The sequence below is a fragment of the Kribbella sp. NBC_00382 genome (assembly GCF_036067295.1).
GTDB lineage: Bacteria > Actinomycetota > Actinomycetes > Propionibacteriales > Kribbellaceae > Kribbella.
The window spans coordinates 1,074,310-1,097,774 of the sequence record NZ_CP107954.1 but is presented as its reverse complement, the minus strand read 5'-3'; the positions used below and the strand labels follow the sequence as shown (position 1 = coordinate 1,097,774).

The 23,465-nt window shown below is 67.3% G+C and carries 21 protein-coding genes; 15 read left to right on the top strand and 6 right to left on the bottom strand.

The window, feature by feature from the left end; translation table 11 throughout:
* Window positions 1-370 precede the first annotated feature (370 nt).
* From bioB to OHA70_RS05350, 9 genes are all read left to right on the top strand, one after another.
* Window positions 371-1,366, top strand: coding sequence for a biotin synthase BioB (bioB, locus tag OHA70_RS05390; RefSeq protein WP_328329182.1), 996 nt, complete (start codon window positions 371-373; stop codon window positions 1,364-1,366).
* Entirely contained in the window at window positions 1,366-1,554 is a 189-nt protein-coding gene (gene bsaP, locus OHA70_RS05385; protein ID WP_328329180.1) for a biotin synthase auxiliary protein BsaP, read from the top strand. The genes bioB and bsaP overlap by 1 nt, the downstream gene beginning before the upstream one ends.
* The gene (gene bioA, locus OHA70_RS05380) at window positions 1,554-2,867 is read left to right on the top strand and encodes an adenosylmethionine--8-amino-7-oxononanoate transaminase (RefSeq protein WP_328329178.1); all 1,314 of its coding nucleotides are present in this window, start codon (window positions 1,554-1,556) and stop codon (window positions 2,865-2,867) included. Before bsaP ends, bioA begins: the two co-directional genes overlap by 1 nt.
* A complete protein-coding gene (locus OHA70_RS05375; RefSeq protein WP_328329176.1) occupies window positions 2,867-4,171 on the top strand; it encodes an 8-amino-7-oxononanoate synthase in 1,305 nt (434 codons plus the stop codon). The genes bioA and OHA70_RS05375 overlap by 1 nt, the downstream gene beginning before the upstream one ends.
* The gene (gene bioD / locus OHA70_RS05370; protein ID WP_328329174.1) at window positions 4,140-4,802 is read left to right on the top strand and encodes a dethiobiotin synthase; all 663 of its coding nucleotides are present in this window, start codon (window positions 4,140-4,142) and stop codon (window positions 4,800-4,802) included. The genes OHA70_RS05375 and bioD overlap by 32 nt, the downstream gene beginning before the upstream one ends.
* A 145-nt stretch (window positions 4,803-4,947) precedes the next feature.
* Entirely contained in the window at window positions 4,948-6,837 is a 1,890-nt protein-coding gene (locus OHA70_RS05365; RefSeq protein ID WP_328329173.1) for a hypothetical protein, read from the top strand.
* 179 nt (window positions 6,838-7,016) lie between these two features.
* Complete coding sequence (locus OHA70_RS05360; RefSeq protein ID WP_328329172.1) at window positions 7,017-8,111, top strand: hypothetical protein; 1,095 nt, start codon at window positions 7,017-7,019, stop codon at window positions 8,109-8,111.
* Window positions 8,108-9,658, top strand: a complete 1,551-nt coding sequence (guaA, locus tag OHA70_RS05355) for a glutamine-hydrolyzing GMP synthase (protein ID WP_328329171.1) — start codon at window positions 8,108-8,110, stop codon at window positions 9,656-9,658. Before OHA70_RS05360 ends, guaA begins: the two co-directional genes overlap by 4 nt.
* A gap of 295 nt (window positions 9,659-9,953) precedes the next feature.
* Window positions 9,954-10,706 (top strand): hypothetical protein, encoded by a 753-nt coding sequence (locus OHA70_RS05350; protein WP_328329169.1) that lies wholly within the window; start codon window positions 9,954-9,956, stop codon window positions 10,704-10,706.
* Between the two features lie 249 nt (window positions 10,707-10,955).
* On the opposite strand, the gene OHA70_RS05345 is transcribed toward OHA70_RS05350, so the two are convergent.
* Window positions 10,956-11,225 carry a hypothetical protein gene (locus OHA70_RS05345; RefSeq protein WP_328329167.1) on the bottom strand — a complete coding sequence of 90 codons (270 nt, stop codon included), beginning with the start codon at window positions 11,223-11,225 and terminating at the stop codon, window positions 10,956-10,958.
* 178 nt (window positions 11,226-11,403) lie between these two features.
* On the opposite strand from OHA70_RS05345, the gene OHA70_RS05340 reads away from it, so the two are divergent.
* Window positions 11,404-11,661, top strand: coding sequence for an Imm1 family immunity protein (locus OHA70_RS05340; protein ID WP_328335031.1), 258 nt, complete (start codon window positions 11,404-11,406; stop codon window positions 11,659-11,661).
* 282 nt (window positions 11,662-11,943) lie between these two features.
* Here the strand turns inward: OHA70_RS05340 and OHA70_RS05335 are convergent, their stop codons facing one another.
* Together OHA70_RS05335 and OHA70_RS05330 are read right to left on the bottom strand one after the other, a co-directional pair.
* Window positions 11,944-14,616, bottom strand: a complete 2,673-nt coding sequence (locus OHA70_RS05335; protein ID WP_328329166.1) for a hypothetical protein — start codon at window positions 14,614-14,616, stop codon at window positions 11,944-11,946.
* The gene (locus OHA70_RS05330) at window positions 14,613-16,382 is read right to left on the bottom strand and encodes an HSP90 family protein (protein ID WP_328329164.1); all 1,770 of its coding nucleotides are present in this window, start codon (window positions 16,380-16,382) and stop codon (window positions 14,613-14,615) included. Before OHA70_RS05330 ends, OHA70_RS05335 begins: the two co-directional genes overlap by 4 nt.
* A gap of 71 nt (window positions 16,383-16,453) precedes the next feature.
* On the opposite strand from OHA70_RS05330, the gene OHA70_RS05325 reads away from it, so the two are divergent.
* Window positions 16,454-17,416 carry an endonuclease/exonuclease/phosphatase family protein gene (locus tag OHA70_RS05325; protein WP_328329162.1) on the top strand — a complete coding sequence of 321 codons (963 nt, stop codon included), beginning with the start codon at window positions 16,454-16,456 and terminating at the stop codon, window positions 17,414-17,416.
* Here the strand turns inward: OHA70_RS05325 and OHA70_RS05320 are convergent.
* The gene (locus OHA70_RS05320; protein ID WP_328329160.1) at window positions 17,400-18,230 is read right to left on the bottom strand and encodes a TetR/AcrR family transcriptional regulator; all 831 of its coding nucleotides are present in this window, start codon (window positions 18,228-18,230) and stop codon (window positions 17,400-17,402) included. The two genes, OHA70_RS05325 and OHA70_RS05320, sit on opposite strands and share 17 nt — an antisense overlap.
* Before the next feature lie 66 nt (window positions 18,231-18,296).
* On the opposite strand from OHA70_RS05320, the gene OHA70_RS05315 reads away from it, so the two are divergent.
* Window positions 18,297-19,133 carry an NmrA family NAD(P)-binding protein gene (locus OHA70_RS05315; protein WP_328329158.1) on the top strand — a complete coding sequence of 279 codons (837 nt, stop codon included), beginning with the start codon at window positions 18,297-18,299 and terminating at the stop codon, window positions 19,131-19,133.
* Window positions 19,134-19,165: 32 nt separating this feature from the next.
* Window positions 19,166-20,350, top strand: a complete 1,185-nt coding sequence (locus OHA70_RS05310) for an Rv2578c family radical SAM protein (protein ID WP_328329156.1) — start codon at window positions 19,166-19,168, stop codon at window positions 20,348-20,350.
* Here OHA70_RS05310 and OHA70_RS05305 read toward each other — a convergent pair.
* Window positions 20,347-20,820 (bottom strand): HIT family protein, encoded by a 474-nt coding sequence (locus OHA70_RS05305; protein ID WP_328329154.1) that lies wholly within the window; start codon window positions 20,818-20,820, stop codon window positions 20,347-20,349. The genes OHA70_RS05310 and OHA70_RS05305 overlap by 4 nt on opposite strands.
* Window positions 20,817-21,587 carry a type I methionyl aminopeptidase gene (gene map, locus OHA70_RS05300; protein WP_328329152.1) on the bottom strand — a complete coding sequence of 257 codons (771 nt, stop codon included), beginning with the start codon at window positions 21,585-21,587 and terminating at the stop codon, window positions 20,817-20,819. The genes OHA70_RS05305 and map overlap by 4 nt, the downstream gene beginning before the upstream one ends.
* Before the next feature lie 106 nt (window positions 21,588-21,693).
* Between map and OHA70_RS05295 the strand changes: the two genes are divergently transcribed.
* Entirely contained in the window at window positions 21,694-22,836 is a 1,143-nt protein-coding gene (locus OHA70_RS05295; RefSeq protein ID WP_328329150.1) for a CapA family protein, read from the top strand.
* Window positions 22,837-22,900: 64 nt separating this feature from the next.
* The gene (locus tag OHA70_RS05290; protein ID WP_328329148.1) at window positions 22,901-23,446 is read left to right on the top strand and encodes an rRNA adenine N(6)-methyltransferase family protein; all 546 of its coding nucleotides are present in this window, start codon (window positions 22,901-22,903) and stop codon (window positions 23,444-23,446) included.
* The last annotated feature ends 19 nt before the right edge of the window (window positions 23,447-23,465 follow it).

Sequence of the window (23,465 nt, the reverse complement as noted above, 5' to 3'; positions counted from 1 at the left end):
TCCGCCCAAATCGTTTCCCGAGGGGCTCACTCAAGCCGGGGTGAGGCGCCCGGCGCTTTGGGATCGGGTCACCGACCATAGCCGGCGACCCGAGTTCATGGTCCTCACTCTACTACCGATCCGAGCCATTTTGACCTGCTCGCGGTGACCGTAATCACTCTGCGTGCTGTTCGTAATGTGCGACCTTGCAGTCGCTCCTCGTAACCGGAAGCGGTGTTCTTGCGATCACCGCCTCTGCACACATCAACGAGGCCACTCACAAGGGGTTACGAGATTCCCAAAAACTTTTTTCTGAGGGGTGACGCCCCTCGCAGCGGCCATCGGGCCCCTGGCTTACTGTGGGCCGACCGTTCGATGAGGCAGGAGAACCATGAACGACATCCTCGATGTGGCGCGTGAGCAGGTTCTGGAGCGAGGGATCGGCCTGAACCAGGAGCAGCTGGTCGAGGTACTGCGATCGCCGGACGAGCAACTGGACGACCTGCTGGCGCTGGCGCACGAAGTACGGGTGAAGTGGTGCGGTGAAGAGGTGGAGGTCGAGGGGATCATTTCCCTGAAGACCGGCGGCTGCCCGGAGGACTGCCATTTCTGCTCGCAGTCCGGCCAGTTCACCTCGCCGGTGCGCGCGGTCTGGCTGAACATCCCCGAGCTGGTCGAGGCCGCGAAGGAGACGGCGAAGACCGGCGCGACCGAGTTCTGCATCGTCGCCGCCGTCCGCGGCCCGGACGCCCGGCTGATGTCGCAGGTGAAGGCCGGCATCGAGGCGATCAATGCCGAGGTCGACATCAACATCGCCTGCTCGCTCGGCATGCTGACCCAGGAGCAGGTGGACGAGCTCAAGGCGATGGGCGTGCACCGCTACAACCACAACCTGGAGTCGGCCCGCTCGTACTTCGGTGACGTGGTCACCACGCACTCCTTCGAGGAGCGCTGGGACACCTGCCTGATGGTGCGCGAGTCCGGCATGGAGCTGTGCTGCGGCGGTCTGGTCGGGATGGGCGAGTCTTTGGAGCAGCGGGCCGAGCTCGCCGCGCAACTGGCTGAGCTGGAGCCTCACGAAGTACCGCTGAACTTCCTGAACCCGCGTCCGGGCACCCCGTTCGGCGACATGGAGATCATGGCCGGCAAGGACGCGCTGCGCACGATCGCCGCGTTCCGGCTGGCGATGCCGAAGACCGTACTGCGGTACGCGGGCGGCCGGGAGCTGACCCTGGGCGACCTGGGCACGCGCGAAGGCCTGCTCGGCGGCATCAACGCGGTCATCGTCGGCAACTACCTGACCACGCTCGGCCGCCCCGCCACCGCCGACCTCGACCTGCTCGCCGACCTGAAGATGCCGGTGAAGGAACTCCAGAAGACTCTGTGATGACCACGCTCGTGTATTGCGGCCACTGCGGCCGGGATCAGGCCGACGGCGGTCACGAGGACTGCCGTCGGGCACTGACGATGGAACCACCCCGGTACTGCGCGGACTGCCGCCGCCGGATGGTCGTCCAGGTGCACCCGATGGGCTGGACGGCCAAGTGCTCCGTCCATGGCGAACTGGCTGGTTGATGATGTGGTCAGCTGAGGAACTGCTCGGGCGGGATGCCGCGACGCTGTGGCATCCGTACTCGTCGTTGACCGAGCCGGCGCCGATGCACCTGGTGCGTGGCGCTTCCGGGGTGCGGTTGCAGTTGGACGACGGGGCCGGTGGTGTCGTCGAGGCGATCGATGCGATGGCTTCGTGGTGGTGCATGATCCACGGCTATCGGAATCCGGTGCTGGATGCGGCGCTGAAGGCGCAGGTGGACTCGTTTAGCCATGTGATGTTCGGTGGGCTCACGCATGAGCCGGCCGTGCGGCTGGCGGAGCGGTTGGTGGAGATCACGCCGGAGCCGATCCGGCATGTGTTCTTCTGCGACTCGGGGTCGGTGTCGGTCGAGGTCGCGATCAAGCTGGCGCTGCAGTATCAGGTTGCCCGTGGCAACAACGGGCGGACCCGGATGCTGACCGTCCGGGGTGGGTACCACGGCGATACGTTCGCGCCGATGAGCGTGTGTGATCCGGTGAACGGGATGCATTCGCTGTTCACGGGTGCGTTGAAGGAGCAGGTGTTCGGGCCGCAGCCGCCGGCTGGGTTCGATCGGGCGGAGGATGATCCGGAGTACTTGGCCTGGGCCGCCTCGATGCGGGCGCTGGCTTCGGAGTACCGGGATCAGGTGGCGGCGATCATCGTCGAGCCGATCCTGCAGGGTGCCGGCGGAATGTACCCCTACAGCCCGGCTTGCCTGAAGCTGCTCCGCGAACTGGCCGATGAACACGGCTTTTTGTTGATCCTCGACGAGATCGCCACCGGCTTCGGCCGCACCGGCACCCTCTTCGCTTCCGAGCATGCTGGGGTGGATCCGGACATCCTGTGTGTGGGCAAGGCGTTGACCGGTGGCTATCTGTCGATGGCGGCGACGCTCTGCACTACGGACGTCGCGCACACTGTCTCGGGCGGACCAGGTGGGGCGCTCATGCACGGCCCGACCTTCATGGCGAACCCCCTTGCTTGCGCGGTCTCACTGGCGAACATCGACCTACTCCTCTCCCAGGACTGGGCCGGACGCGTTGTCCACATCTCCGCCGGATTGTCGACCGGCCTCGCCGCCGCTGCTCCGCTGCCTGGCGTGAAGGACGTGCGCGTACTTGGCGCTGTCGGAGTCGTCCAACTCGCCGGCCCGGTCAACATGAAGCGCATGACAGACGCAGTCCTTCGCCGAGGCGTCTGGGTCCGCCCGTTCCGAGACCTCGTCTACACGATGCCGCCCTACACCTGCACAGACGAAGACATCACCACCATCACCACAGCCATCACCGAAGCCATTGCCGAGGGCAACTGATGCAGGCGGGAAGGGAAGGCGTGGAGGGGGAGCAGCCGAAGCAGGTGGTCGGGGACGGCGAGCAGCGCGGCAGACCGGGGGTGGGTCGGGCGGGCGACGGGCGGCGTGGCGTGCCGGTGGTCGGGCTGGCCGGGTGGCTTGAGCCGAAGGCGGCTGCGTTGGAGGCGCGGGGGCTGACTCGGCGACTTCGGCCGCGGGCGGCTAGCGAGGTGTTGATCGACCTTGCCGGTAATGACTACCTTGGGCTGGCGCGGGATCCGCGGGTAGTGGAGGCCGCCGTTGCCGCCGTGCGGGAGTGGGGCACTGGCTCGACTGCCTCTCGGCTGGTGACCGGGACTACTGCGCTTCATGCTGAGCTGGAGTCCGAGCTAGCCGCCTACACCGGGCACCAAGCCGGACTGGTCTTCTCCTCCGGGTATCTCGCCAACCTCGGGGTCGTCACCGCGCTCGGCGGTCCGGGGACCTTGCTGGTGTCGGACGAGCACGTGCACGCGTCGATCGTCGATGCCTGCCGCCTGTCGCGCTCGCGGGTGGAGGTCGTACCGCACAGCGATCTCGACGCCGTAGAGAAAGTACTTGCTGAGCGCAACGAGCCGCACGCGGTGGTACTCGTAGAGTCGGTCTACAGCGTGCTGGGCGATGCGGCGCCGTTGGAAGAGCTGGCTGCTGCCGCGCTGGAACATGACGCGGTACTGGTCGTCGACGAAGCTCATGGGTTGGGCGTGACCGGTGGCGGGCGTGGATCGGTTGCAGCTGCGGGACTGGCCGGGCTGGAGCATGTGATCGTCACGATGACGTTGTCCAAGGCAATGGCCAGCCAGGGCGGCGTCGTGCTCGGCCCGCCGATCCTGCGCGAACACCTGGTCAACCGGGCGCGGTCGTTCATCTTCGACACCGGCCTCAATCCAGCTGCCTGCGCGGCGGCGCTTGCTGCGTTGAGAGTTCTGCAGGAGGAGCCTGGTCGGCCGGCGCAGATTCATGCGACGGCGGCTCGGCTGGCTGAAGCATGTGGGGTTACGCCGTCTTCGGGGGCTGTGGTTTCGGTGCCGATGCCTGGGCCGCGGGAGGCGGTTGCGGCGGCGGAGGCTTGTTTGGCGGCGGGAGTACGGGTTGGTGTTTTCCGGCCGCCGTCGGTGCCGGACGGCGTCAGCCGCCTGCGCCTGACCGCCCACGCCGGCCTTTCACCCGAGGACCTCCACCAGGCTTGCGCAGTCATCACCGCCGCCTTGGCCTGTTCAAGGTCACCTTGGCTGTTCGAACTCAGGAGGTTTGGTGAGCGGGGTTTTGTTTGTCACGGGGACTGACACCGGGGTGGGGAAGACCGTGGTTACTGCTGCGCTTGCTGCTGGTGCCGATGGTTGTGTGGCGGTGTTGAAGCCTGCTCAGACCGGTGTGACCGCTGACGAGCCGGGTGATCTGCAGGACATTGAACGGTTGACCGGGCTGGATGACTTGCATGAAGGCGTCCGGTTGCTTGAGCCGTTGGCGCCGACGACGGCTGGGCGGCGGCAGAAGGTTGTCTTGCCGTCGGTCGACGAGCATGCGCGGACGATCGAGAAGTTGGCGGTGGATCGCGATCTCGTGCTGGTCGAGGGTGCGGGTGGGCTGCTGGTCGGATTGGATGACGACGGCAACGATTTGGCTGATCTCGCCGCCCGGTTGGAGATTCCGTTTGCCTTTGTGGTTGTCGCCCGGGCGGGGCTTGGCACGTTGAATCACACCGGGCTGACCGTCGAGGCACTTCGCGCGCGCGGGTTGCCGATTGCCGGGATTGTGATCGGGTCGTGGCCGGCCGAGCCGGATCTGGCTGAGCGGTGCAACCTGGAGGACTTGCCGACGACCACCGGCGTACCGGTGATCGGGCGGATTCCGGAAGGTGCCGGTGCGATGGATCGCGAGGCGTTTGTGGCGGCAGCGGCCGGCTGGTTCGACTGAGTTGCAGCTTTTGACATGTCTCGGGCGGTAGGAGATCGGTTTCTCAGCGGGTAGGACAAGAGCAGAGGCTCGGGGGAGTCCGATCAACGTTGGGGGATACATGACGGTAGTGGGGTGGCGCACGCGTGCGCGCCGGGCAGGATCGATGGCGGCACTGGCAGGTCTGCTGGTGGCGGGGATGGCCGGTGCAGCGACCGCTGATCCGGTAGGGACCAAGAAGCTCAACGGAGTGCGGTCGGAGCAGCCGCGGATCAGGGTGATCGGGGCATCGACCGCCGGCACGTTGTACCAGGTGAGCCGGGTGGGCGACTCCACGCCGGCGACGACCTGGGTCAAGCCGGCCGGGGCGCCGGCGTACCAGACGGGCTTTTTCAGTCATCTGGCCGGTGACAAGCTCTACCGGGAGGGGGCCGGGACGAACTATCAGCTGATCGGGGACACGCAGACCCGAACCTGCCCGCCCGGTACGCCGGCAGCGGCTGACGACGGTGGGATCGATCCGTCGGACATCGCGTTCCTGGCGGTCACGCCGTTCGGATGGATCGGCCGGTACGGCGAGCGGGTCGACGTCTCCGCGAGCGGCTGCACGGTCAGTACGCCCGGCTATCCGTCCGGCGGCCTGATCGTCGCGACCGGACCGAACGGCTACCTGATCACGCCGGAGTCTCCGACCGGTGACACTGTCGCCATCACGTACGTTCCGTACTCCGCGCCCGCCGCGCAGGTCGTGCTCGCCGACGTGCCGAGGGACAGTGTGTGGGCGTTCTCGCTGTCCGCGACCCACGCCGGCTGGGCGAAATTCAACGGCGCCAACGGTGGCAGCGCGATCTGGCAGGCCACCCTCGGCAGCGCCGGCTCGGGTCACGCGATCGGCACCGTGCCGGACCGGGTCTCCCGGACCGCGGTCGCCGGTACCTCGGTCGGCTGGGACATCTGCTCGCAGAGCAACGCCGACAACTGCACCTCCGGATCGGTCACGGCGGGTGGTGTCGCAACCACGCTGGCCGGCACCAGGACCGTGACGTCCAACGGATCCAAGTTCGTGTACGACGTAACGGGTGAGCCGGCCTCGATCGTGAAGGCGGCGGCGGTCAGCGCGGCCGCGGTCAAGACCCGGGTGCAGGCGGTCCAGCGGCTCGTCCCGGTCACCGGATCGGTTGCGCTCGGCAACGACCGGGTGTTCTACAGCGACGGCCGGGGCAAGGACACGCTCTACCAGCGCAGCTACAAGGTGCAGGACGGCGCGGTCAAGCTCGGTGCGGAGACCACGGTCGCGCCGGTACGCCGGGCGACCCAGGTGACGGTAGAGGGCCGGAGTACGGCGTATCTCGACGCGCACGGCGACCTGCGGCTGATCTCACCAAACGGGAGTCAGTCGCTGGCCTTCGTCTCGAACCAGGAAGGGTTGCGTGCTTCGCCGGATTACGCGATGAGTGTGACCGGTCGGTGGATTCGGTGGACCCGGGAGCAGTACGCCGGACCGCCTTGTGAGGATGGGGTTTGCGAGGACGTCTACTCCGACCAGACCGCGATGCTCTACGACCAGGCGACCGGGACGAACACGGTACTGGGTGAGGAAGACTTCCTCCCGGTTGCCGATGGCAAGCTTTATCGCTACGACGACGACCTCGCGATCGTGCAGAAGGATCTGGCGACCGGAACCGAGACGGTGGTGCGGCCGGCCGGGTCGGAGTCGCCGCTGGCGGTGGATGCGGACTCGCAGTACCTGGTCTGGCTGAGCTACACGGGTGCTGGATACCGGATCGGCTATCGCAATCTGGTGACCGGGGTGGTGACCGAAGGAGTCGAGCTCGGCGGGGAGCTGGGGTTCGGGCAGCTCAAGGTGGGCGGGTCCAAGGCGGCGTACACGGTTCAGCAGCCTGGGGATCAGCAGGTGCGTCAGGTGCGGGTTCTCGATCTGGTGACCGGTACGTCGACGGCGGTCGGTGAGACCCGGTCGGGCTTCGATGTCTCGGGCAATGCGCTCGCGACGATCGGCGCCGACTGGACGGCGCGAATCACGCCGCTGGGCTAGTGCCCTGCGTCCGACGTTCTTTGGCGCTTGCGGCGCCCAGGCACGCACCTCGCGGCAGCGGAGGAACGGCCACGATGGAAAACATCGAGGCTGCTCCTCCGCTACCGCGATGCACGCACCTGACCACCGCAATCACTCAAACAACGTCGGACGCAGGGCACTGGATCTACACTCGCTCGGTGACCCACTGCCCTGCCCGGTACGACGAAGCGCTGGGTATGTGGGTCATCGACGAGCCGGACGCTGTGCGTGAGGTGTTGCTCGATCCGGCGACGTTCCGGCCGGACAATGCGGTGGTTGCTCACACTGCGTTGAGTGTGAAGGCACTGCGGGTGCTGCAAGGGGTTGGGTTCGCGTTGCCGCCGACGCTGGCGAACAACGCGGGTCGGTCGCATCGGCCGATTCGTGCTGCGGTGGCTCGGTTCTTCAGTCCTGCGCGGGTTGCTGCTGTTGAGCCGTTGACGCGACGGTTGGTGGCTGAGCGGGTCGCCATCGCGCAGGATTTGCTGCAGGACGGGCCGGTGGATCTGGTCGAGGTGGTCGCGGCTGAGCCGCCGGCGATGGTGTTGCTGGAGATGCTCGGACTGCGCGATGTCGACGTACCGGCGTTGAAGGCTTGGGGGCGGGAGTCGCTCGAGTTGTTCTGGGGCTGGCCGGATGAGGATCGGCAGTTGGAGCTCGCGCACAGTGCGGCCGAGTTCTACACCTGGCTGCGCCAGCAGGTGGGTGCCGCGAGGCGGCTGCCCGGGGACGACCTGTTCGGTGTGCTGGTGTCCCTCGGTCTGAGCGACGAAGAGGTGTGTGCGGTCGCCTACTTCCTGCTGATCGCAGGCCAGGAGACAACCACCCAACTGATTTCGACGGCTTTCCAGAAGACGCTCGGACAGGCGGTGGACAACCCCGCAGAAGTTGTCGAGCGCGTGCTGCGGGAGGCGTCTTCGGTGCCGACTTGGCGGCGGATTACGGCGGGGCCGGCGACTGTTGGTGGGGTTGAGTTGCCTGCTGGGGCGCCTCTGCTGCTTGGGTTGTCTGGGCGTGGTGGGGCGGCGGATCTTGCGTTTGGGGTGGGGGTTCATCGGTGTCTCGGCGCCGGGCTGGCTCGGTTGGAGGCTCGGGTTGCGTTGGAGTGTGCTGCGCCGTTGCTGGCCGGAGTACGGGCTGTTGAGGCTGAGCCACCGATGGTTGAGTTGTTGTCGTTTCGGGCGCCTGCTCGGGTGGTGGTGTCCGGCGCGATTACTGCCGGGATGACCTCCACCGATACCCTTGACAAGTGACTGAGCATGAGCTGGTTCTGGTTGTCGACTTCGGGGCGCAGTACGCGCAGTTGATCGCGCGCCGGGTGCGCGAGGCGAACGTGTACTCCGAGATCGTGCCGTCGTCGATGCCGGTCGAGGAGATGCTGGCCCGGAATCCGAAGGCGATCGTGCTGTCCGGTGGGCCGCAGTCGGTGTACGCCGAGGGCGCGCCGCGGGTCGAGTCGGGGCTGTTCGAGGCCGGGGTGCCCGCGTTCGGGATCTGCTACGGCTTCCAGGCGATGGCGCAGACGCTCGGTGGCGAGGTGCGCAAGACCGGGCTCCGCGAGTTCGGCCGGACACCGGTCACCGTGAGCGAGGCGGGCACGTTGCTGGCCGGGATCCCCGCGGACCTCAGCGTCTGGATGTCGCACGGCGACTCGGTGCACGCGCCGCCGGCCGGGTTCGACGTACTGGCCGCTTCCGAAGGTGCGCCGGTGGCCGCCTTCGAGAACCTGGACCGCAAGCTCGCTGGTGTGCAGTGGCACCCGGAGGTGCTGCACTCGCAGGCTGGACAGGCCGTGCTCGAGCACTTCCTCTACGACATCGCCGGCTGCAAGGGCGACTGGACGACCACCAACCTGGTCGACGAGCAGGTCGAGCTGATCCGCCAGCAGGTCGGCGACAAGCAGGTGCTCTGCGCGCTGTCCGGTGGCGTCGACTCCGCCGTCGCGGCAGCCCTGGTCAGCAAGGCGATCGGCGACCAGCTCACCTGTGTGTACGTCGACCACGGGCTGCAGCGGGCCGGTGAATCCGACCAGATCGAGAAGGACTTCGTCGCGGTGACCGGCACCCGGCTCGAGGTCGTCGACGCGGAGGACCAGTTCCTCGGCGCGCTGGCCGGCGTCACCGACCCGGAGCAGAAGCGCAAGATCGTGGGCCGCGAGTTCATTCGCACCTTCGAGGCGACTGCGCGCAAGCTGGACGCCGAGCGGCACATCGAGTTCCTGGTCCAGGGCACGCTGTACCCGGATGTCGTCGAATCCGGCGGCGGTACCGGCACAGCGAACATCAAGTCCCACCACAACGTCGGCGGCCTGCCCGACGACCTGCAGTTCTCGCTGATCGAGCCGCTGCGGACGCTGTTCAAGGACGAGGTTCGCGAGCTCGGTATCGCCCTCGGCCTGCCCGAGACGCTGGTCTACCGGCACCCGTTCCCCGGCCCGGGACTCTCGATCCGGATCATCGGCGAGGTCACCAAGGACCGGCTCGACATCCTCCGCGCCGCCGACCTGATCGCCCGCACCGAGCTGACCGCGGCCGGCCTCGACCGCGACATCTGGCAGTTCCCCGTGGTGCTGCTGGCCGATGTCCGTTCGGTCGGTGTCCAGGGTGACGGCCGCACGTACGGCCATCCGGTCGTGCTGCGCCCGGTCACCAGCGAGGACGCGATGACCGCTGACTGGGCCCGGTTGCCTTACGAAGTACTGGAGAAGATCTCCACCCGGATCACCAACGAGGTCGACGAGATCAACCGCGTCACCGTCGACATCACCAGCAAGCCACCGGGCACGATCGAGTGGGAGTAATCCCACAGAACTGAGAACCCGGGACACCTAAGTGCCCCGAGTCCGAGGTTCTTCGACGTGGGCGGCGCCCAGGCACGCACCTCACGGCACTTGAGAATCATCCACGATGCTCCGCATCGAGGACGCTTCTCAAGCACCGTGATGCACGCACCTGACCACCGCCCACCATCGAACAACCTCGAACTCGGGGCACTTGTGTCCCGGGTTTTTTGATGGATTCCTGAAAGTTGTTGCAGAATTCCGTCGGAAAGCTTGTGCGCGAGGGCTTCAGGCGTCGAAAGTAAGGTCCGTGGGGATGTCCGTGCGTGGGGTGGGGTTGAGTCGTCGACGGCTGCTCGGGGTTGGAGCAGCACTGGTCGCGACGAGTGCTGCCATGGTCGCGAACTCGGGATCCGTGTCGGCCGACATCTACGGCTCCGGACCGCTCGAGCCGTGGGAAGGCATGAACGCCACCATCTCGTCCGAGGACCAGATCCACCGGGTGATCGCCGCCGATGGGGTCTTCCTGTTCGGCGACAGCATCGCAGTCCAGGACGGTAACGCGCTGGCGCGGCGGGTGATCACGCTGACCCACAAGCCGATGGCCATGCACACCTGGGCCGGCCAGCCGACCGAGGCGGCGGTCGACGCGCTGCAGATGTGGAAGACGAAGTACGGGCTGCCGAGCCGGATCGTGATGGCGGTCGGTTCCAACGACATCTTCAAGCCGCCCGCGTTCGGCCCGCAGGTCGACCGGGCGATGGGGATCATCGGCCCGGCCCGTGAGGTGTTCTGGGTCGACGCGTACGTGTGCCGGACCCGGGAGTCCGACCTGGTCCAGCGCGCCGATCGCCGCAACACCGACTGGGTCAACAGCCAGCTCGACGACGCCGAACGCCGCTACCCGAACCTCCACGTCGTCCGCTGGTCCGAGTTCGTCGCCACCGTGAAATCCAGCCGCCACTACGTCCGCGACGGCGTCCACACAACGGTCCCCCTAGGCCAACGCTTCCGCAACGGCCTGATCACCGACGCACTCCTGTCCACCCACCAGGTCACCGGCTCCTAATCCTGATCCAGCGAGGGTTCTAGACTCGCAGCCGTGGCTCAATACCTTCAGGTTTCGACAGCGACTCCGTCCCGCGATGAGGCAGTTCGCTTGGCGGGATCGTCGGTAGAGGCCGGTCTCGCAGCGGGTGCGCAGGTCGTCGGACTACAGCCGGAGTTCGTGAGGTTGGGCGGCAGGCCCGGACCGCCACCACTCACAAACCTGCCGTTCCACCCGGGAGCACGCCTGCGCGTGCTTGGCCCGATGCGATCAGTTGAGGTTTGTGAGTGGTGGCGGTCCGGGTAACGCGACGACCACACGCTGAACATCACGAACTCCGGCTGTAGTACTAGGAGGGCTTCCGGTAGTGCCGCCGCGAGTGAGCGAGTCGTCCAGCATCGAACGCGCCCACCCGGCCATCTGCGCTTGTTCAGCGAGTACGCCGGTCAACGCGCGGGCTGTGGCGCCGCTGTAGCCGGCGTTCTTGATCAGGCGCTCGGTGGCTGCCATTTCGCTGGTGTAGACGGCGTAGGTGTCCATTCCGCCGAGGTGATCGTCAAGGCGGCGGAGTCGCGCAGTACGAGCCTGGAGTTGCCGTACCTGCGTTGCGCCGATCTGGCTTCCCTGGTGTGACCTGGTCAGCGGGGCGAGCGCGAGCGGTAGCTAGTCCGGTGAAGGCGCGCGGCCAACTCTAGAAGGCGGGTTTCCTGACCATGAGCTGCGGATCGCGGTACTCGCGGAGTCGAAGGTCGGCGGCATTAGATACACGCAGGGCATGTCCTCGTGGTACCCCAAGGGCCAGTCCAGTCAGCGTGACGAAGTGGTCTACAGCTATATGAACAACCGTGAGGAATTCCCGGCAGATTCGGAGACGGACACCGACACCATCCGCATGATCGTGAAGGAGTTCCTCGCGGATGGCGGCGAACGGCCGCGCACCGGCGAGTGGGTTGACTGGCCACCGAGGCTTGCCTAGTAGGTGTAGAGCTGTTCGAGGGCGACCTTTGCCCCTTCACCACCTTGCGCCGCGTCTTGAAGTCGTTGCGTTGGGCGCCTATCAGGCTGGACATGACCTACAACGGCAGCGAGGTCGTCTGTTCGATGCTGTCCCCTCCGAAGTCCACGGCCGAGGTGCTATCTCGCTATCGATTCGATTGCAAGGTGACGCGAAGCGTCACGAGCCCGGGACGAGGCGGGGCCGGCTAGGTCCTCGTTCGTTGAAGGTGCCGAGGTGACGCGAAGCGTCACGAGGCTGGTTCTACTGGTTCGTGAGTCGCGTCTCCAACGCGTTTGCTTCGTCGGTGCGGCCGAGGGTGCGGAGGCGGTCTAGTAGGAGGTAGCCGGCTCGGTACCAGAAGTCTTCGCCTGGTGGGGTTGAGTTGAAGATTTCTCGGGCCAGTACTTCGTCAGTACTGCCGTGTTCGGCGATGAGGAGTTTGGCGTTGGTCAGCTGGCCGTCGAAGCCGCCGCGTTCGTAGTACTGGGCTGCATGGCGTGCCTGGGTGACGGCCGCTGCGGGGTCGCCCTTCTGGAGTTCCAGCATCGCCAGGTCCCAATGGATGCCGGCCTGCTGGAAGATCACCGACTCCTCGGCTGATGGGAGCGCTTCGAGGACAGGTTGAGCTTTGGCGAGTAGTTCGGGTACCAGGTCGAAGTTGCCGCAGTAGCGGGCCGATTGGGCCGCGAGGCGGATCGCCTGGACGTACTCGATCGGTTGCTCGGCGGCCTCGAAGTACTCGGCCGCAGCGATCAGGGCATCGACTGCCTCCTGATCCCGGTCCATCCGTTCGAGCAGCATGCCCTCGTCCTTGCGGAGCAGCCCGAGCCAGTGCGGATGCGCATCCTCGGGTGCATCGGTCAGCTGCGCGCGTACCTTCGCCAGCGCCGCGTCCAACTCGCCCAGCGCTCGGTAGGCATCGACCAGTACGCCGCGAGCGTCCGCCAGCGTCCAGGCGAACTCAGGGTCGCTCTCGAGCACCGGCGACGCCTCCTCAGCCGTCTCGGCAGCTTCAAGCGGCCGCCCGGCCATGAGGTAAGCACGAGCCAGATCGACCTGGCCGAAGGCGACGTGAGGCTGCGAGACCGGGAGCCCGGCCGCGATGGCGATCGCCTCCTCCAGATCGTCGACGGCCTCAGCTGCCCGCTCGAGCCTGGCCCGGACCCGGCCACGTTGACGGTAGGCCACGGAACGCGCCAGATCGTCGCTCGTGGTCAGGCCTGCGGTTGCGGCCTCCTCGGCCTCCCCGATTCGGTTCAGTTGGACGAGGAGGTTGCTCAGCAGGATCGACGAGCTGGCCAGTTGGTCGGCGTCGGTCTCGGGGAGCCGGCGAGCGGCCTCGAGCTCGGCGACTGCTTCCTCGAAGCGGCCGTCCTGGGCGTACATGGTGGCGAGCGAGTCCTGCCAGCCGGCGCGACGGCGGGGTTCGTCGTTGGCGATCAGCCAGCGCATCGGCTCCTCGCCGGTGGCGAGTGCTTCCTCGATCTGGCCGAGGTGGCCGAGCATGCGGGCGATCCGGGCTCGGTTGCGGAGGATGCGGGCTTCTTCGCCCAGGTCGGCGTACAGGCTGAGGGCTGAGCGCCAGGCGTCCAGGGCAACCTCTGGGTTGTCCTGCGAGGTCAGACCCAAGAGGTCGAGGAGGCGGGCGCGGTCCAGTGGCGTGCGGTCCTCTTCGGGGACTTCGGCCTCGAAGGACTTCCGGGCGGCGACTGCTTCGTCGCGCTGGTAGTGCTGCCACGCCTCCTCAGCGCGATCGAGCCACCCGCGGCCGCGAGGCTCTTCGGCCTGTACCTCCACCTGCTCGGGTACAGGCTGCGCCTGCTGTGCTTTGGCTCGCGCGTGGGTGCGGCGGGCCGTCTCGGAGAGGGGTAGGTAGTCCACCCAGGGCTCGGCCGTGAGTACTGACTGGATGAGCGTGGTCTGGTGGTTGGTCGCGTTGCGGTCGTCGAAGCGGGCTGCCAGATTGAGGGCACGCTCAGCCAGTTGCTCGGCCAGCTGGGCGGCTGGAATGTCGTCGCCCTTCGGCTGGCGGATCAGGAAGTTCTCGTCGTCGATCCGGCGCAGGGCCAGCGATGCGGCGGCCGCGAAGTTCATCTCCGCCAAGGTGCTCGGCGGGTCGTCGAGCTCGCCGAGGTGCCGCTCGACCAGCTCGACAGCCCTTGTTTCGTTGCCGGTTCGGGCGCAGAACTCCACGTGGTCGGCGTAGGCGTTCAACTCGCCCGGCGAGTTCCGCAGCGCCCGGTAGGCCCGCCGATGCGCGTCGACCGCCTCCGAATACATGCCCTCGGCAACATACGCCGGCAACAGCTGGGTCAGCATCTGCTGCGGCTGTTCGTTGCAGGTCAGCGATCCGTCCAGGACACCGACCGCGAGCGCCACCGCGTCGGCCGGGCGACCGGTGTCGATCAGGTGCCTGACCTTCGACGTCGGATCGCAACCGACGCAGTCCGACAACGAGTCGCGCGGAGCCGTCGACCAGAGCCGGTACTGCTCGGCCGCCGTCTCGACATCACCGACGTGATTGGCGACCAGCCAGCGGTGCTGGTGCACCGCATGCATGCTGTGCCCACCCGTGCGCCACCGCCGCTCCATGTCGTCCAGTACGCCGTACGTCTGCGCCAGCGGCACCTCGGGGAACTGACTCAAGGTGCTCGGCGCGTACTTGAACGTCCACAGGAACGTGTGCGTGTGAGCGCTGTACCGCTCCGGCTCCGCATCCCAATCGGCCACGCAGCGCGCGAACGGCACCAGCGACTTCCGCGCCTCGCCACCCATCACGTACGCCGTGACCAGGCTCAGCCGCGAGTAGAACGAGAGCTCCTGGTTCTCGGCCGCGTCAGCCCGGCGTACGACGTCCTCCAGCAACGCCGACCGCGCCTTCCCGTACGGCGTACTCTCCGCGCGCTGCAAGCGGTCAACGAGATCGTCACTCATCGCGGGTCCTCCTGCGAGGGAACGGCCTGGTCGAGCAGGCCGAGGAAGGAGCGGTTCACCAAGGCGGAGTCCGCGGGGCCGATCGGGTGGTAGCCGAGCATCAACGCGTGCCCGTAAAGGCCTTCCACGGCCAATCGGGTCAACTCGGGATCGGCCAGCGAGACCATCCGGCGTACCAGCGGGCTGCGGTGGTTGAGCACGAGTTGCGGCCGGCTGTCGTCATGGGTGTCGAGCGCGCCGAGCACCTCGGCCCACAACGCGTCCGCCTTGCTCTTCGTACTACGAAGCTCCGCGGCGAACTGTGCCGACCGGTCGACCAGATAGATCGCCGGCAACCCGGCCGGGTCGAAAGCGCGGACAACAACCTCACACCCGACCGCGTCCAGCGCCTCCTGGGCAAGGCGGACGAACGGCCGCAACGCCAGCTCGGTCGCCGGATCAAGACTGTCGAAGCTGGTCGACAGCTCGGTCGGGTCGAAACGACTCGTCGTCAGGTCGGGGACGACGTCCGGCAGCCGCTCGAGCAGTTCACTGTCGTAGGTGTAGCCGCCGTTGACGACCGTGAGCTGCTGCGCGGCAGCGACGGCCGCGAGCTGCCGGAACTCCTCGATCGTCGCCACATAACGGATCTCGCCGTGCCGCTCGTGCAGCTCGGCAGCGGTCATCCGGCCGTGGTTGGTCTCGAACCGCAGCCAGCGGTAGACCAGCCGGAGCATCTCGTCGTCGTGCAGCGCGAGCGCCTTCACGCCGAGCTGGTGGATGCCGAGGAACCGGTCGAGCTTCTGCGGATCGGTACTACCGAGCCTGACCAGCCAGCCGCGCAACTGGGCGCCGAGCGCCTCCCGGGTCGCCTCGAGGTTGCCGTCGTCGAACAGGGCCTCACGGCTCGCGGTCGGGCGCAGCTCAGAGGTGTCGATGACGGCGCGGACGAAGAACGCCCAATCGGGCAGCAGGCCCTCGACGCCTTCCGCGAGCAGCATCCGCTTGAGGTAGACGCGATGGGTCGCGCGCTCGGCCGGGTTGGCGGGGAAGGGGAGGACGAACGCGACACCGGTCAGCCCGGCCGCCGGGATGTTGAGTGGAATGACGTCGAAGGGGGTGAACCCCAACTTGTCCTGCGCATAGCCGACCAGCTCGGCGCGTTGCGTAGTACCGGTTGCTTCCCATGGGGCGCGGCCGTCGGTGACCTGTTCGCCGTTGACCTTGATCTCCAACGGGAGCAGGGCTCCGAAGAGGCGGATCAACTCGATCACGGTGGCCGGCTTGTACCACTGCTCGGCGCCGCGCCTCGCGGTCAGCGTGACGGTGGTACCGACCTCGCCTCGCGGGCTGGTCTCCCGGAGCGAGTAGCTGCCGTCCGCCGTACCGATCCAGAGCGTGGTGGGGCCTTCGGCCGGGCGGGTGACCACCTCGATCTCCTCGGCCACCATGAACGCCGACAGCAGCCCGATCCCGAACTGGCCGAGGAACTCGGTCCGCGCGAAGCCGATCTCGTCCCGCTTGGAGCTCCGCCCGATCGTCGCGAGCAGCTCGGTCACCTGGCCGGGCTTCAGCCCGATCCCGGAGTCGCTGACGCTGATCCGCCGGTCGTCCACCTGTACGTCGATCCGCCCGGGCGCCTCGGCATCGTGGGCCCGGCGCGCGGTGATCGCGTCGACCGCGTTCTGCAGCAGCTCGCGCAGGTAGACCCGCGGACTGCTGTACAGGTGATTGCTCAGCAGATCGACGACCCCGTGCAGGTCGACCTGAAACTTCTCGTTTCCCATCCCCAGCCCCTCTCCACACCCCAGCCGCACACGCTACCGTGGGCCAGGAGTGTTGAGCCTGGGGAGGGCTGATGGTGCTCACGGTGGGGACGTTCAATCTGAACAACCTGTTCGACCGGTGGAACTTCACCGGCGCGGTCGAGTTGCTGGCGGCCGGGACGAGTTCGGTGCCGGCGACGTACACGTTCGACAACGAGGACCGGCGGCGGCTGCAGCTGGACGGGCACGGGAAGCTGCTGGTCGCCAAGCCGCCCGCGGACACCGCCCGGATCGCGGAGCGGCTGCTCGCGGCGGATGTCGACGTCTGGGTGGTGCAGGAGATCGAGAACGTCGACGTGCTGCGGGAGTTCAACCGCGAGCACCTGGGCGGCGCGTACGAGCACGTGATGGTGATCGACGGCAACGACTCGGTCCGGTTCATCGACATCGGGATCCTGTCCCGGCGGCCGCTCGGCGGGGTGACGAGTTATCAGCGGGTGTTCCATCCCGACGTACCGGACCGGCCGATCTTCTCCCGCGACCTGGTCGAGGCGGAGATCCTGAACGCTCGCGGACAGCGGATCCTCACTGTCTTCGGTACGCACCTGAAGTCGAAGTTCGTCGACTTCACCGTCGCCGATCCCGTCGCGGCGGCCGCGGCGGCGCAGCTGTTGCGGCAGCGGCAGGCCGAGACGATCACGCGGATCATCGCCGCCCGTACTTCGAGTCGCCAGCGCTATCTGTTGTGCGGGGACATGAACGACACGCCTGACTCGTCCGCCCTGGTCGCCTACGAGCAGGCGGGGCTGGTCAGTGCGCTGCTGTCGCCGACCGAGATCGGGACGGTGACGACCAAGGTCGAGCTGCCCGCCAGCCCGGCGTGGACGTCGACCTTCAAGGCGTCGGGGCAGCCGCGGTCCTTCGATCTGATCGACCAGATCTGGCTGTCGCCCGCGCTCGTTCCCCGGCTGACTGGTGCTTTCATCGGCCGACGTCGCAAGCTCGCCCGCGACGGCACGGACCACGACCCAGCCTGGATCACGCTCGATCTTTAGCGAGGGCCTCGATGCCGTCCAGCAAGCGGTCGAGGCCGAAGCGGTAGGACTCGTCGGCGGCTTCGCGGGTGCCGTCGCCGTAGCCCTTGGCGTTCCAGATGGCCGTCATCGTGGGATGGCGGTCCTGGTCGAAGTACGTCTCCCAGAGGTCCCAGCGCTCGGTCCACCAGGCGTCGTGGCTCTGGCCGGTCTGGCGCTCCAGCTGGTCGCTCTCTGCCTCGAGGCCGGCCGCGGAGTCGATGTACGTCGTGATGGCGAGGGCGGCTGTGTTGGTCTGGCGGGGGGAGAGGCCTAGTACCGCGCAGGCGGACAGCAGGTATTCGCGGGCGGCCAGCATGCCTGGGCCGACGGGTGGGCGGATGGTGGAGATGCCGGCCAGCCAGGGGTGCCGGTGGAACATGGCGCGGGTCTGTTCGGAGTACAGGTTGATCTGGTCGCGCCAGCCGGTGGGGCGTGGTTCGCCGGGGGCGGGGAGGTCGCGTTCGGCCAGCACCTGGTCGACCATCAGGTCGAGCAGCTCCTCCTTGGAGGGGACGTAGGTGTAGAGCGTCATGGTGCCGACGCCGAGTGCCTTGGCGACGCCGCTCATCGAGGCGGCGGTGAGGCCTTGCTCATCGGCGAGCGCGATGCCGGCGTCGACGACCTTGTCGAGGTCGAGGGTGGGGCGGCGGCCCAGCTTGGTCTGGCCGTCGGGTTGGGTGGCCGGCTTGTGGTTGCGCCAGAGCAGAGCCAGGGTGCGGTCGGCCGCACCGCCGCCGCTGTGCCGTACTGCCATCGTCGCCTCCCCGTTCCTGCCGTCGAGGAACTTTCTCATATGCGCTCGCTTGCTATTCTCGTATAGCCTACGAGAATTGAGCCTGGTCGGCGTGAGGAGCGGTGGATGACGATTCTGGTGACGGGTGCGACGGGCAGTGTGGGGCGGCTGCTGGTGGATGAGTTGGTGGCGGCGGGGGCTGGGTCGGTGCGGGCGTTGACGAATGACCCGGTGCGGGCGGCTTTGCCTGCTGGCGTGGAGGTTGCGGAGGGGTATCTGGGGCGGCCGTCTTCCTTGCCGGCGGCGTTGAAGGGAGTGGACACGATCTATCTCGCGCCGCTGCCCGCCTTGGTGGATTCCTTTGTGGAGTGCGCGTTGGAGGCTGGGGTGCGGCGGGTGGTCGTGTTGTCGGGGGAGCCTGCGGAGTACGAGGCCGCGGGAGATCCGTCGGGGTGGCACTACTACAAGCTGGAGAAGGCGATCGAGGAGGCGGGATTCGAGTGGACTCATCTGCGGCCTGGGCAGTTCATGAACAACACGCTGGGGTGGGCTGGGTCGATCAAGGCGGAGGGGGTGGTGCGGGCTCCGTATCCGGAGGCGGTGCAGACGCCGATCGATCTGGGCGATATCGCGGCGGTGGCGAGGGTTGTGCTGCTGGATGAGAGCTATACCGGGCGTCGGTTGATGATGAGTGGGCCGGAGGCGATCACGCAGCCGGAGGAGGTGGCGTTGATCGGGGCGGCGATCGGGCGGTCGTTGCGGTTCGAGTCGTTGTCGCGGGCGGAGGCCTTGGCGGCGTGGACGCCTCTGATGGGGGAGGAGTCGGCGTCGTGGTTGCTCGATGGGTTTCGGATGATGTCGGAGTACCGGATGGCGCCTGAGCCGACCGTGCTGGAGGTGACCGGGCGGCCTGCATTGCCTTATCGCGAATGGGCTGTGCGGAACGCTGCTTCGTTCATTTGATTCCTGGCCGAACATGTGTTCGACTGTTGTCCATGCGATGGGCTGGGCAGCGGATCGAAGCAGAGGCGCCGGGTGCGCTGCCGGGGCTGGGGTCGATCGCGGGACTGGTGCGGAGCGTGACGACCCCGGAGTTCCGGGGCGTCACCTTCCATGAGGTGCTGGCGAAGTCGGCGCTGAACTCGGTGCCGGGCTCGGGGATGCCGTTCAACTGGACGGTCAACCCGTACCGCGGCTGCACCCACGCCTGCCGGTACTGCTTCGCCCGGCCGAGTCATCGCTACCTCGAGCTGGACACGGGGCTGGACTTCGACCAGCAGATCGTGGTGAAGACGAATGTGGCCGACGTGCTGCGTCGCGAGCTGGCCAAGCCGTCCTGGGGTTTCGAACAAGTTGCCCTCGGCACCAATACCGATCCTTATCAACGGGCTGAAGGTCGCTACCAGCTGATGCCGGGGATCATCGAGGCCCTTGCCGCTTCGGGCACGCCGCTGTCGATCCTGACGAAGGGCACGCTGCTCCGGCGCGATCTCGCCGTACTGGCTGCCGCTGCTGAGGAAGTCCCGGTCGGCTTGGGTGTCTCGCTGGCTTTGGCTGACGAGGATCTCCGTCGCTTGGTGGAGCCCGGTGTGCCGTCTGTGCGCGGACGACTGGACCTGATCCGCGCGATCCGTGAGGCCGGTCTGCCTTGCGGGGTGATGGTTGCTCCTGTACTTCCGTGGCTGACCGACTCGACCGAGCAACTCGATCACCTCTTCGGCGAACTCGCCGACGCGGGCGCAACCGGCGTCACCACCCTGATCCTGCACCTGCGTCCCGGGGTGAAGGAGTGGTTCATGAAGTGGCTGGCCGAGGAGCGCCCCGACCTGGTCAGCCGCTACGACCAGCTCTACTCCCACGGCTCCAACGCCCTGCAAAGCTTCCGCAACGCCTTCGAAGAGAAGGCCCGCCCTCTCCTGGACAAACACGGCTTCGGCCGCGGCGCCCGCCACCGCTCTTCGTCTTCGTCTTCGTCTGGAGTCGTAGAAGCGTCCGGCCCGGGCTCCCAATCCGGCTGGGGCGAACCGGACCCCACCAACGCCCGCTTCCGCACCCGCCGACAACCGGTCGACTACACCCGCCGACAAGCGGCCGACTACACGCGTCGCAGCTCGGGCGGCCGCGCCGCGGCGCCAGTCCCACCGATCGCTCCCGAGCCCAACCAGCAAACGCTCTTCTAGCTGAGCTGGTCTCGCAGGGCCTGGACCTGGGTGAGGAAGTCGTCCTCCGGGATCTGCGGCTCGGGGTGCTGTGGTGCCGGGAAGGGGAACGGCTGGCCGGGGCGCGGGTCTTCGGTGTATCTCGGCAAGAGGTGGGTGTGCAGGTGCGGACTCGTGTTGCCGAGGGTCTCGTAGTTGAGTTTGAGCGGCTGGTAGATCGCGATGATCGCCCGGGCGACCTTGAGCGTCTCCAGCCAGTAGCCGGCTGCTTCTTCATCGCTCAGCTCGACCGGCTCGACGATGTGCCGGCCCTTCCAGATCGACAACGAGTAGCCCGTCTGGACGACCGCGCTCTGCAGATACGCGTCGATGTACTGCCCCTGGAAGATCCGCGCACCGTACTCGTTGCGGTCCTGCCCCATGCCACGGCAGAAGTCGCACTCTTCCCCCGACACCAGGCCGGCCCAGTTCTCCGGCCACCGCGCGGTCATCCGCGGGCCGTCAGGATCTCGGGGCCGTCGGCGGTGATGGCGACGGTGTGTTCGGCGTGGGCGCCTCGGGTTCGGTCGGCGGAGCGGAGGGTCCAGCCGTCGTCGTCGATGACGTAGACGCTGCCGGGGCCGTGCCAGAACCAGGGCTCGATGGCGATCACGTGGCCGGCGCGGAGTTTGAGGCCGCGGCCGGGGTGGCCGCCGTTCGGGACGTGGGGTTCTTCGTGCATTCGGCGGCCGATGCCGTGGCCGCCGAAGTCCAGGTTGGTGCCGACGCCCGCGCGTCGGCCGACTTCGCCGATGGCGGCACCGACGTCGCCCAGTCGTGCGCCCGGTACTGCGGCTGCGATACCGGCCGCGAGTGCTCGTTCGGTCGTTTCGATCAACTCGAGGTCGTGGGCTTGCGGAGTACCGACGATGAAGCTGGTGGCCGAGTCGGCGCACCAGCCGTCGACGGAGGCGCCGCAGTCGACATTCAGTAGGTCGCCGTCGGCAAGGCGGAGGTCGCTGGGCAGTCCGTGGAGGACCGCGTCGTTGACGGAAGTACAGATGACGCCGCTGAAAGGCCTGGTCGCGAATCCGGGCTGGTAGCCGTCGAACAGCGACACCGCGCCGGCGGACCGTAGTACGTCGCGGGCGACCTCGTCCAGCTCGCGCAGTGAGACGCCGACCGAGGCATGCTTCTTGACCGCAGTCAGGGCCGAGGCGACCACTCGCCCGGCGGCGCGCATCTGCTCGATCTGGTCCGGGGTCTTCAGTTCCACCATTCGCTGAGATTAACCCGCTCGCGGGGGCCTCAACTTTTCCGGCCGTCACGGCGTCTCCTGAGCAGGAGGACCGCGGGGTGCGGACCTGCTGAATCGGGGGAGACAGATGACAGGCTTGGGGCGGGCCGTGCGCAAAGCGGCCGCGGCGTTCCTGCTGGTTGCGGGCTTGGTGGCCGTCACCGGCTGCATCGCGGACACTCAAGCGGCGGAGAACAACCCCGCGGCCGCTCCCAAGACGAAGCCCGCCAGCAAACCAAACCAGTTCACCCTGGTCGCGACCGGTGACGTACTGCTCCACGAGCGCCTCTGGAACACCGCGAAGCGCGACGGCAGCAACGGCGAATGGGACTTCGCGCCGCTACTCAAAGGCGTCAAACCCCTAGTAGAACAGGCCGATCTGGCCGTCTGCCACCTCGAGACCCCACTCGGTACGCCACCGAAGGGCTACCCCCTCTTCCAAGGCCCGCCGCAGATCGTCCCCGCCTTGGTCAAGACCGGGTACGACGCATGTTCCACGGCCAGCAACCACAGCTTCGACCAAGGAGCGGCCGGCATCGACCGCACCCTGAAGCTCCTCGACAAGGCAGGCCTCAAACACACCGGTACTGCGCGCACGCCCGAAGAGGCCGAGACCCCGACGATCGTCACCGTGCAAGGCGTGAAGGTCGCCCTGCTCAGCTACACCTATGGCTTCAACGGACTCCCGTATCCCGACGGCGAGACCTGGCGCGCCGGCAAGCTCGATGTCGACAAGATCAAGGCGATGGCCCAGAAGGCCCGCGACAACGGGGCCGAGATCGTGGTCGTCAGCTGCCACTGGGGTGACGAGTACAGCAAGAAGCCCAACGACCAGCAGCGGACGGTCGCCAAGGAACTCCTTGCCGATAGCAACATCGACCTGATCCTCGGCCACCATGCGCACGTGGTCCAGCCGGTCGAGCAGATCAACGGCAAGTGGGTCGTCTACGGACTCGGCAACCTGGTCGCCGCACATCGGCAGCCGGAGAGCACGAAGGCCGAGGGGCTGCTGATGAAGTTCACCTTCCGCAAGGACGGCGACCGGTGGAAGGCGGAGGCGGAGTACGCGCCGTTGCTGATGACGGACACGCTGCCGGTCCGCGTGCTCGACGTACGACGTGATCTCGCCAAGCCTGATCTCTCGGCGGCCAAGAAGGAGCGGCTCGAGCTGGCGGAGCGGCGTACGAGCGAGACCGTTACCTCGTTGGGTGCGCAGCCGAAAATGCTTTGATGGCAAGGCTTTCCACGCTCTAGGGTCGAATGCATGTCTATCAACTACTTCGTGATGGTCCGTCGTGCCCGGCTCCGGGCAGGCGAGGGGTGCCTGGGGATGGCATCCGCTCGATAGTCGTTGGGCCCAACGCGTCGTCGACGCCGCCGGAGTCAGACCCGGTGACCTCGTCCTCGATGTGGGAGCCGGCCTCGGCGCGCTGACCGCGCCGCTGGTCCGGGCCGGGGCTCAGGTGGTGGCCGTGGAGCTCCACCCTGGTCGCGCCGACCGGTTGCGCCGGCGGTTCGCGGACGATCCGGTGACGGTGGTCCGTGCAGACGCCGGTGACCTCCGGCTGCCGTCACGGCCGTACCGGGTCGTTTCCAGTCCGCCGTACGGGATCTCCACCGCGTTGCTCAAGAGGTTGCTCGCACCCGGCACCCGCCTGGTCGCGGCCGACCTCGTCCTGCAGCGCCAGGTGGTGAACCGCTGGACCGGCCACCGAGCCCCGGCCGCCTCCAGATGGAGCCGGTACTACGACCTGTCGATCGGCCTCCGTCTCCCGCGCAAGGCCTTCACACCCCCACCCCATGTCGACTCAGCCGTCCTGACAATCCGCAAACGAGCCTAGTGCCCCCACCTCGAGCGAG

Coding starts and splice junctions, on each gene's coding strand:
- bioB (WP_328329182.1), top strand. CDS start 371: ATGAACGACATCCTCGATGTGGCGCGTGAGCAGGTTCTGGAGCGAGGG.
- bsaP (WP_328329180.1), top strand. CDS start 1,366: ATGACCACGCTCGTGTATTGCGGCCACTGCGGCCGGGATCAGGCCGAC.
- bioA (WP_328329178.1), top strand. CDS start 1,554: ATGATGTGGTCAGCTGAGGAACTGCTCGGGCGGGATGCCGCGACGCTG.
- OHA70_RS05375 (WP_328329176.1), top strand. CDS start 2,867: ATGCAGGCGGGAAGGGAAGGCGTGGAGGGGGAGCAGCCGAAGCAGGTG.
- OHA70_RS05365 (WP_328329173.1), top strand. CDS start 4,948: ATGGCGGCACTGGCAGGTCTGCTGGTGGCGGGGATGGCCGGTGCAGCG.
- OHA70_RS05350 (WP_328329169.1), top strand. CDS start 9,954: ATGTCCGTGCGTGGGGTGGGGTTGAGTCGTCGACGGCTGCTCGGGGTT.
- OHA70_RS05345 (WP_328329167.1), bottom strand. CDS start 11,225: ATGGACACCTACGCCGTCTACACCAGCGAAATGGCAGCCACCGAGCGC.
- OHA70_RS05335 (WP_328329166.1), bottom strand. CDS start 14,616: ATGAGTGACGATCTCGTTGACCGCTTGCAGCGCGCGGAGAGTACGCCG.
- OHA70_RS05330 (WP_328329164.1), bottom strand. CDS start 16,382: ATGGGAAACGAGAAGTTTCAGGTCGACCTGCACGGGGTCGTCGATCTG.
- OHA70_RS05325 (WP_328329162.1), top strand. CDS start 16,454: ATGGTGCTCACGGTGGGGACGTTCAATCTGAACAACCTGTTCGACCGG.
- OHA70_RS05320 (WP_328329160.1), bottom strand. CDS start 18,230: ATGAGAAAGTTCCTCGACGGCAGGAACGGGGAGGCGACGATGGCAGTA.
- OHA70_RS05315 (WP_328329158.1), top strand. CDS start 18,297: ATGACGATTCTGGTGACGGGTGCGACGGGCAGTGTGGGGCGGCTGCTG.
- OHA70_RS05310 (WP_328329156.1), top strand. CDS start 19,166: ATGCGATGGGCTGGGCAGCGGATCGAAGCAGAGGCGCCGGGTGCGCTG.
- OHA70_RS05305 (WP_328329154.1), bottom strand. CDS start 20,820: ATGACCGCGCGGTGGCCGGAGAACTGGGCCGGCCTGGTGTCGGGGGAA.
- map (WP_328329152.1), bottom strand. CDS start 21,587: ATGGTGGAACTGAAGACCCCGGACCAGATCGAGCAGATGCGCGCCGCC.
- OHA70_RS05295 (WP_328329150.1), top strand. CDS start 21,694: ATGACAGGCTTGGGGCGGGCCGTGCGCAAAGCGGCCGCGGCGTTCCTG.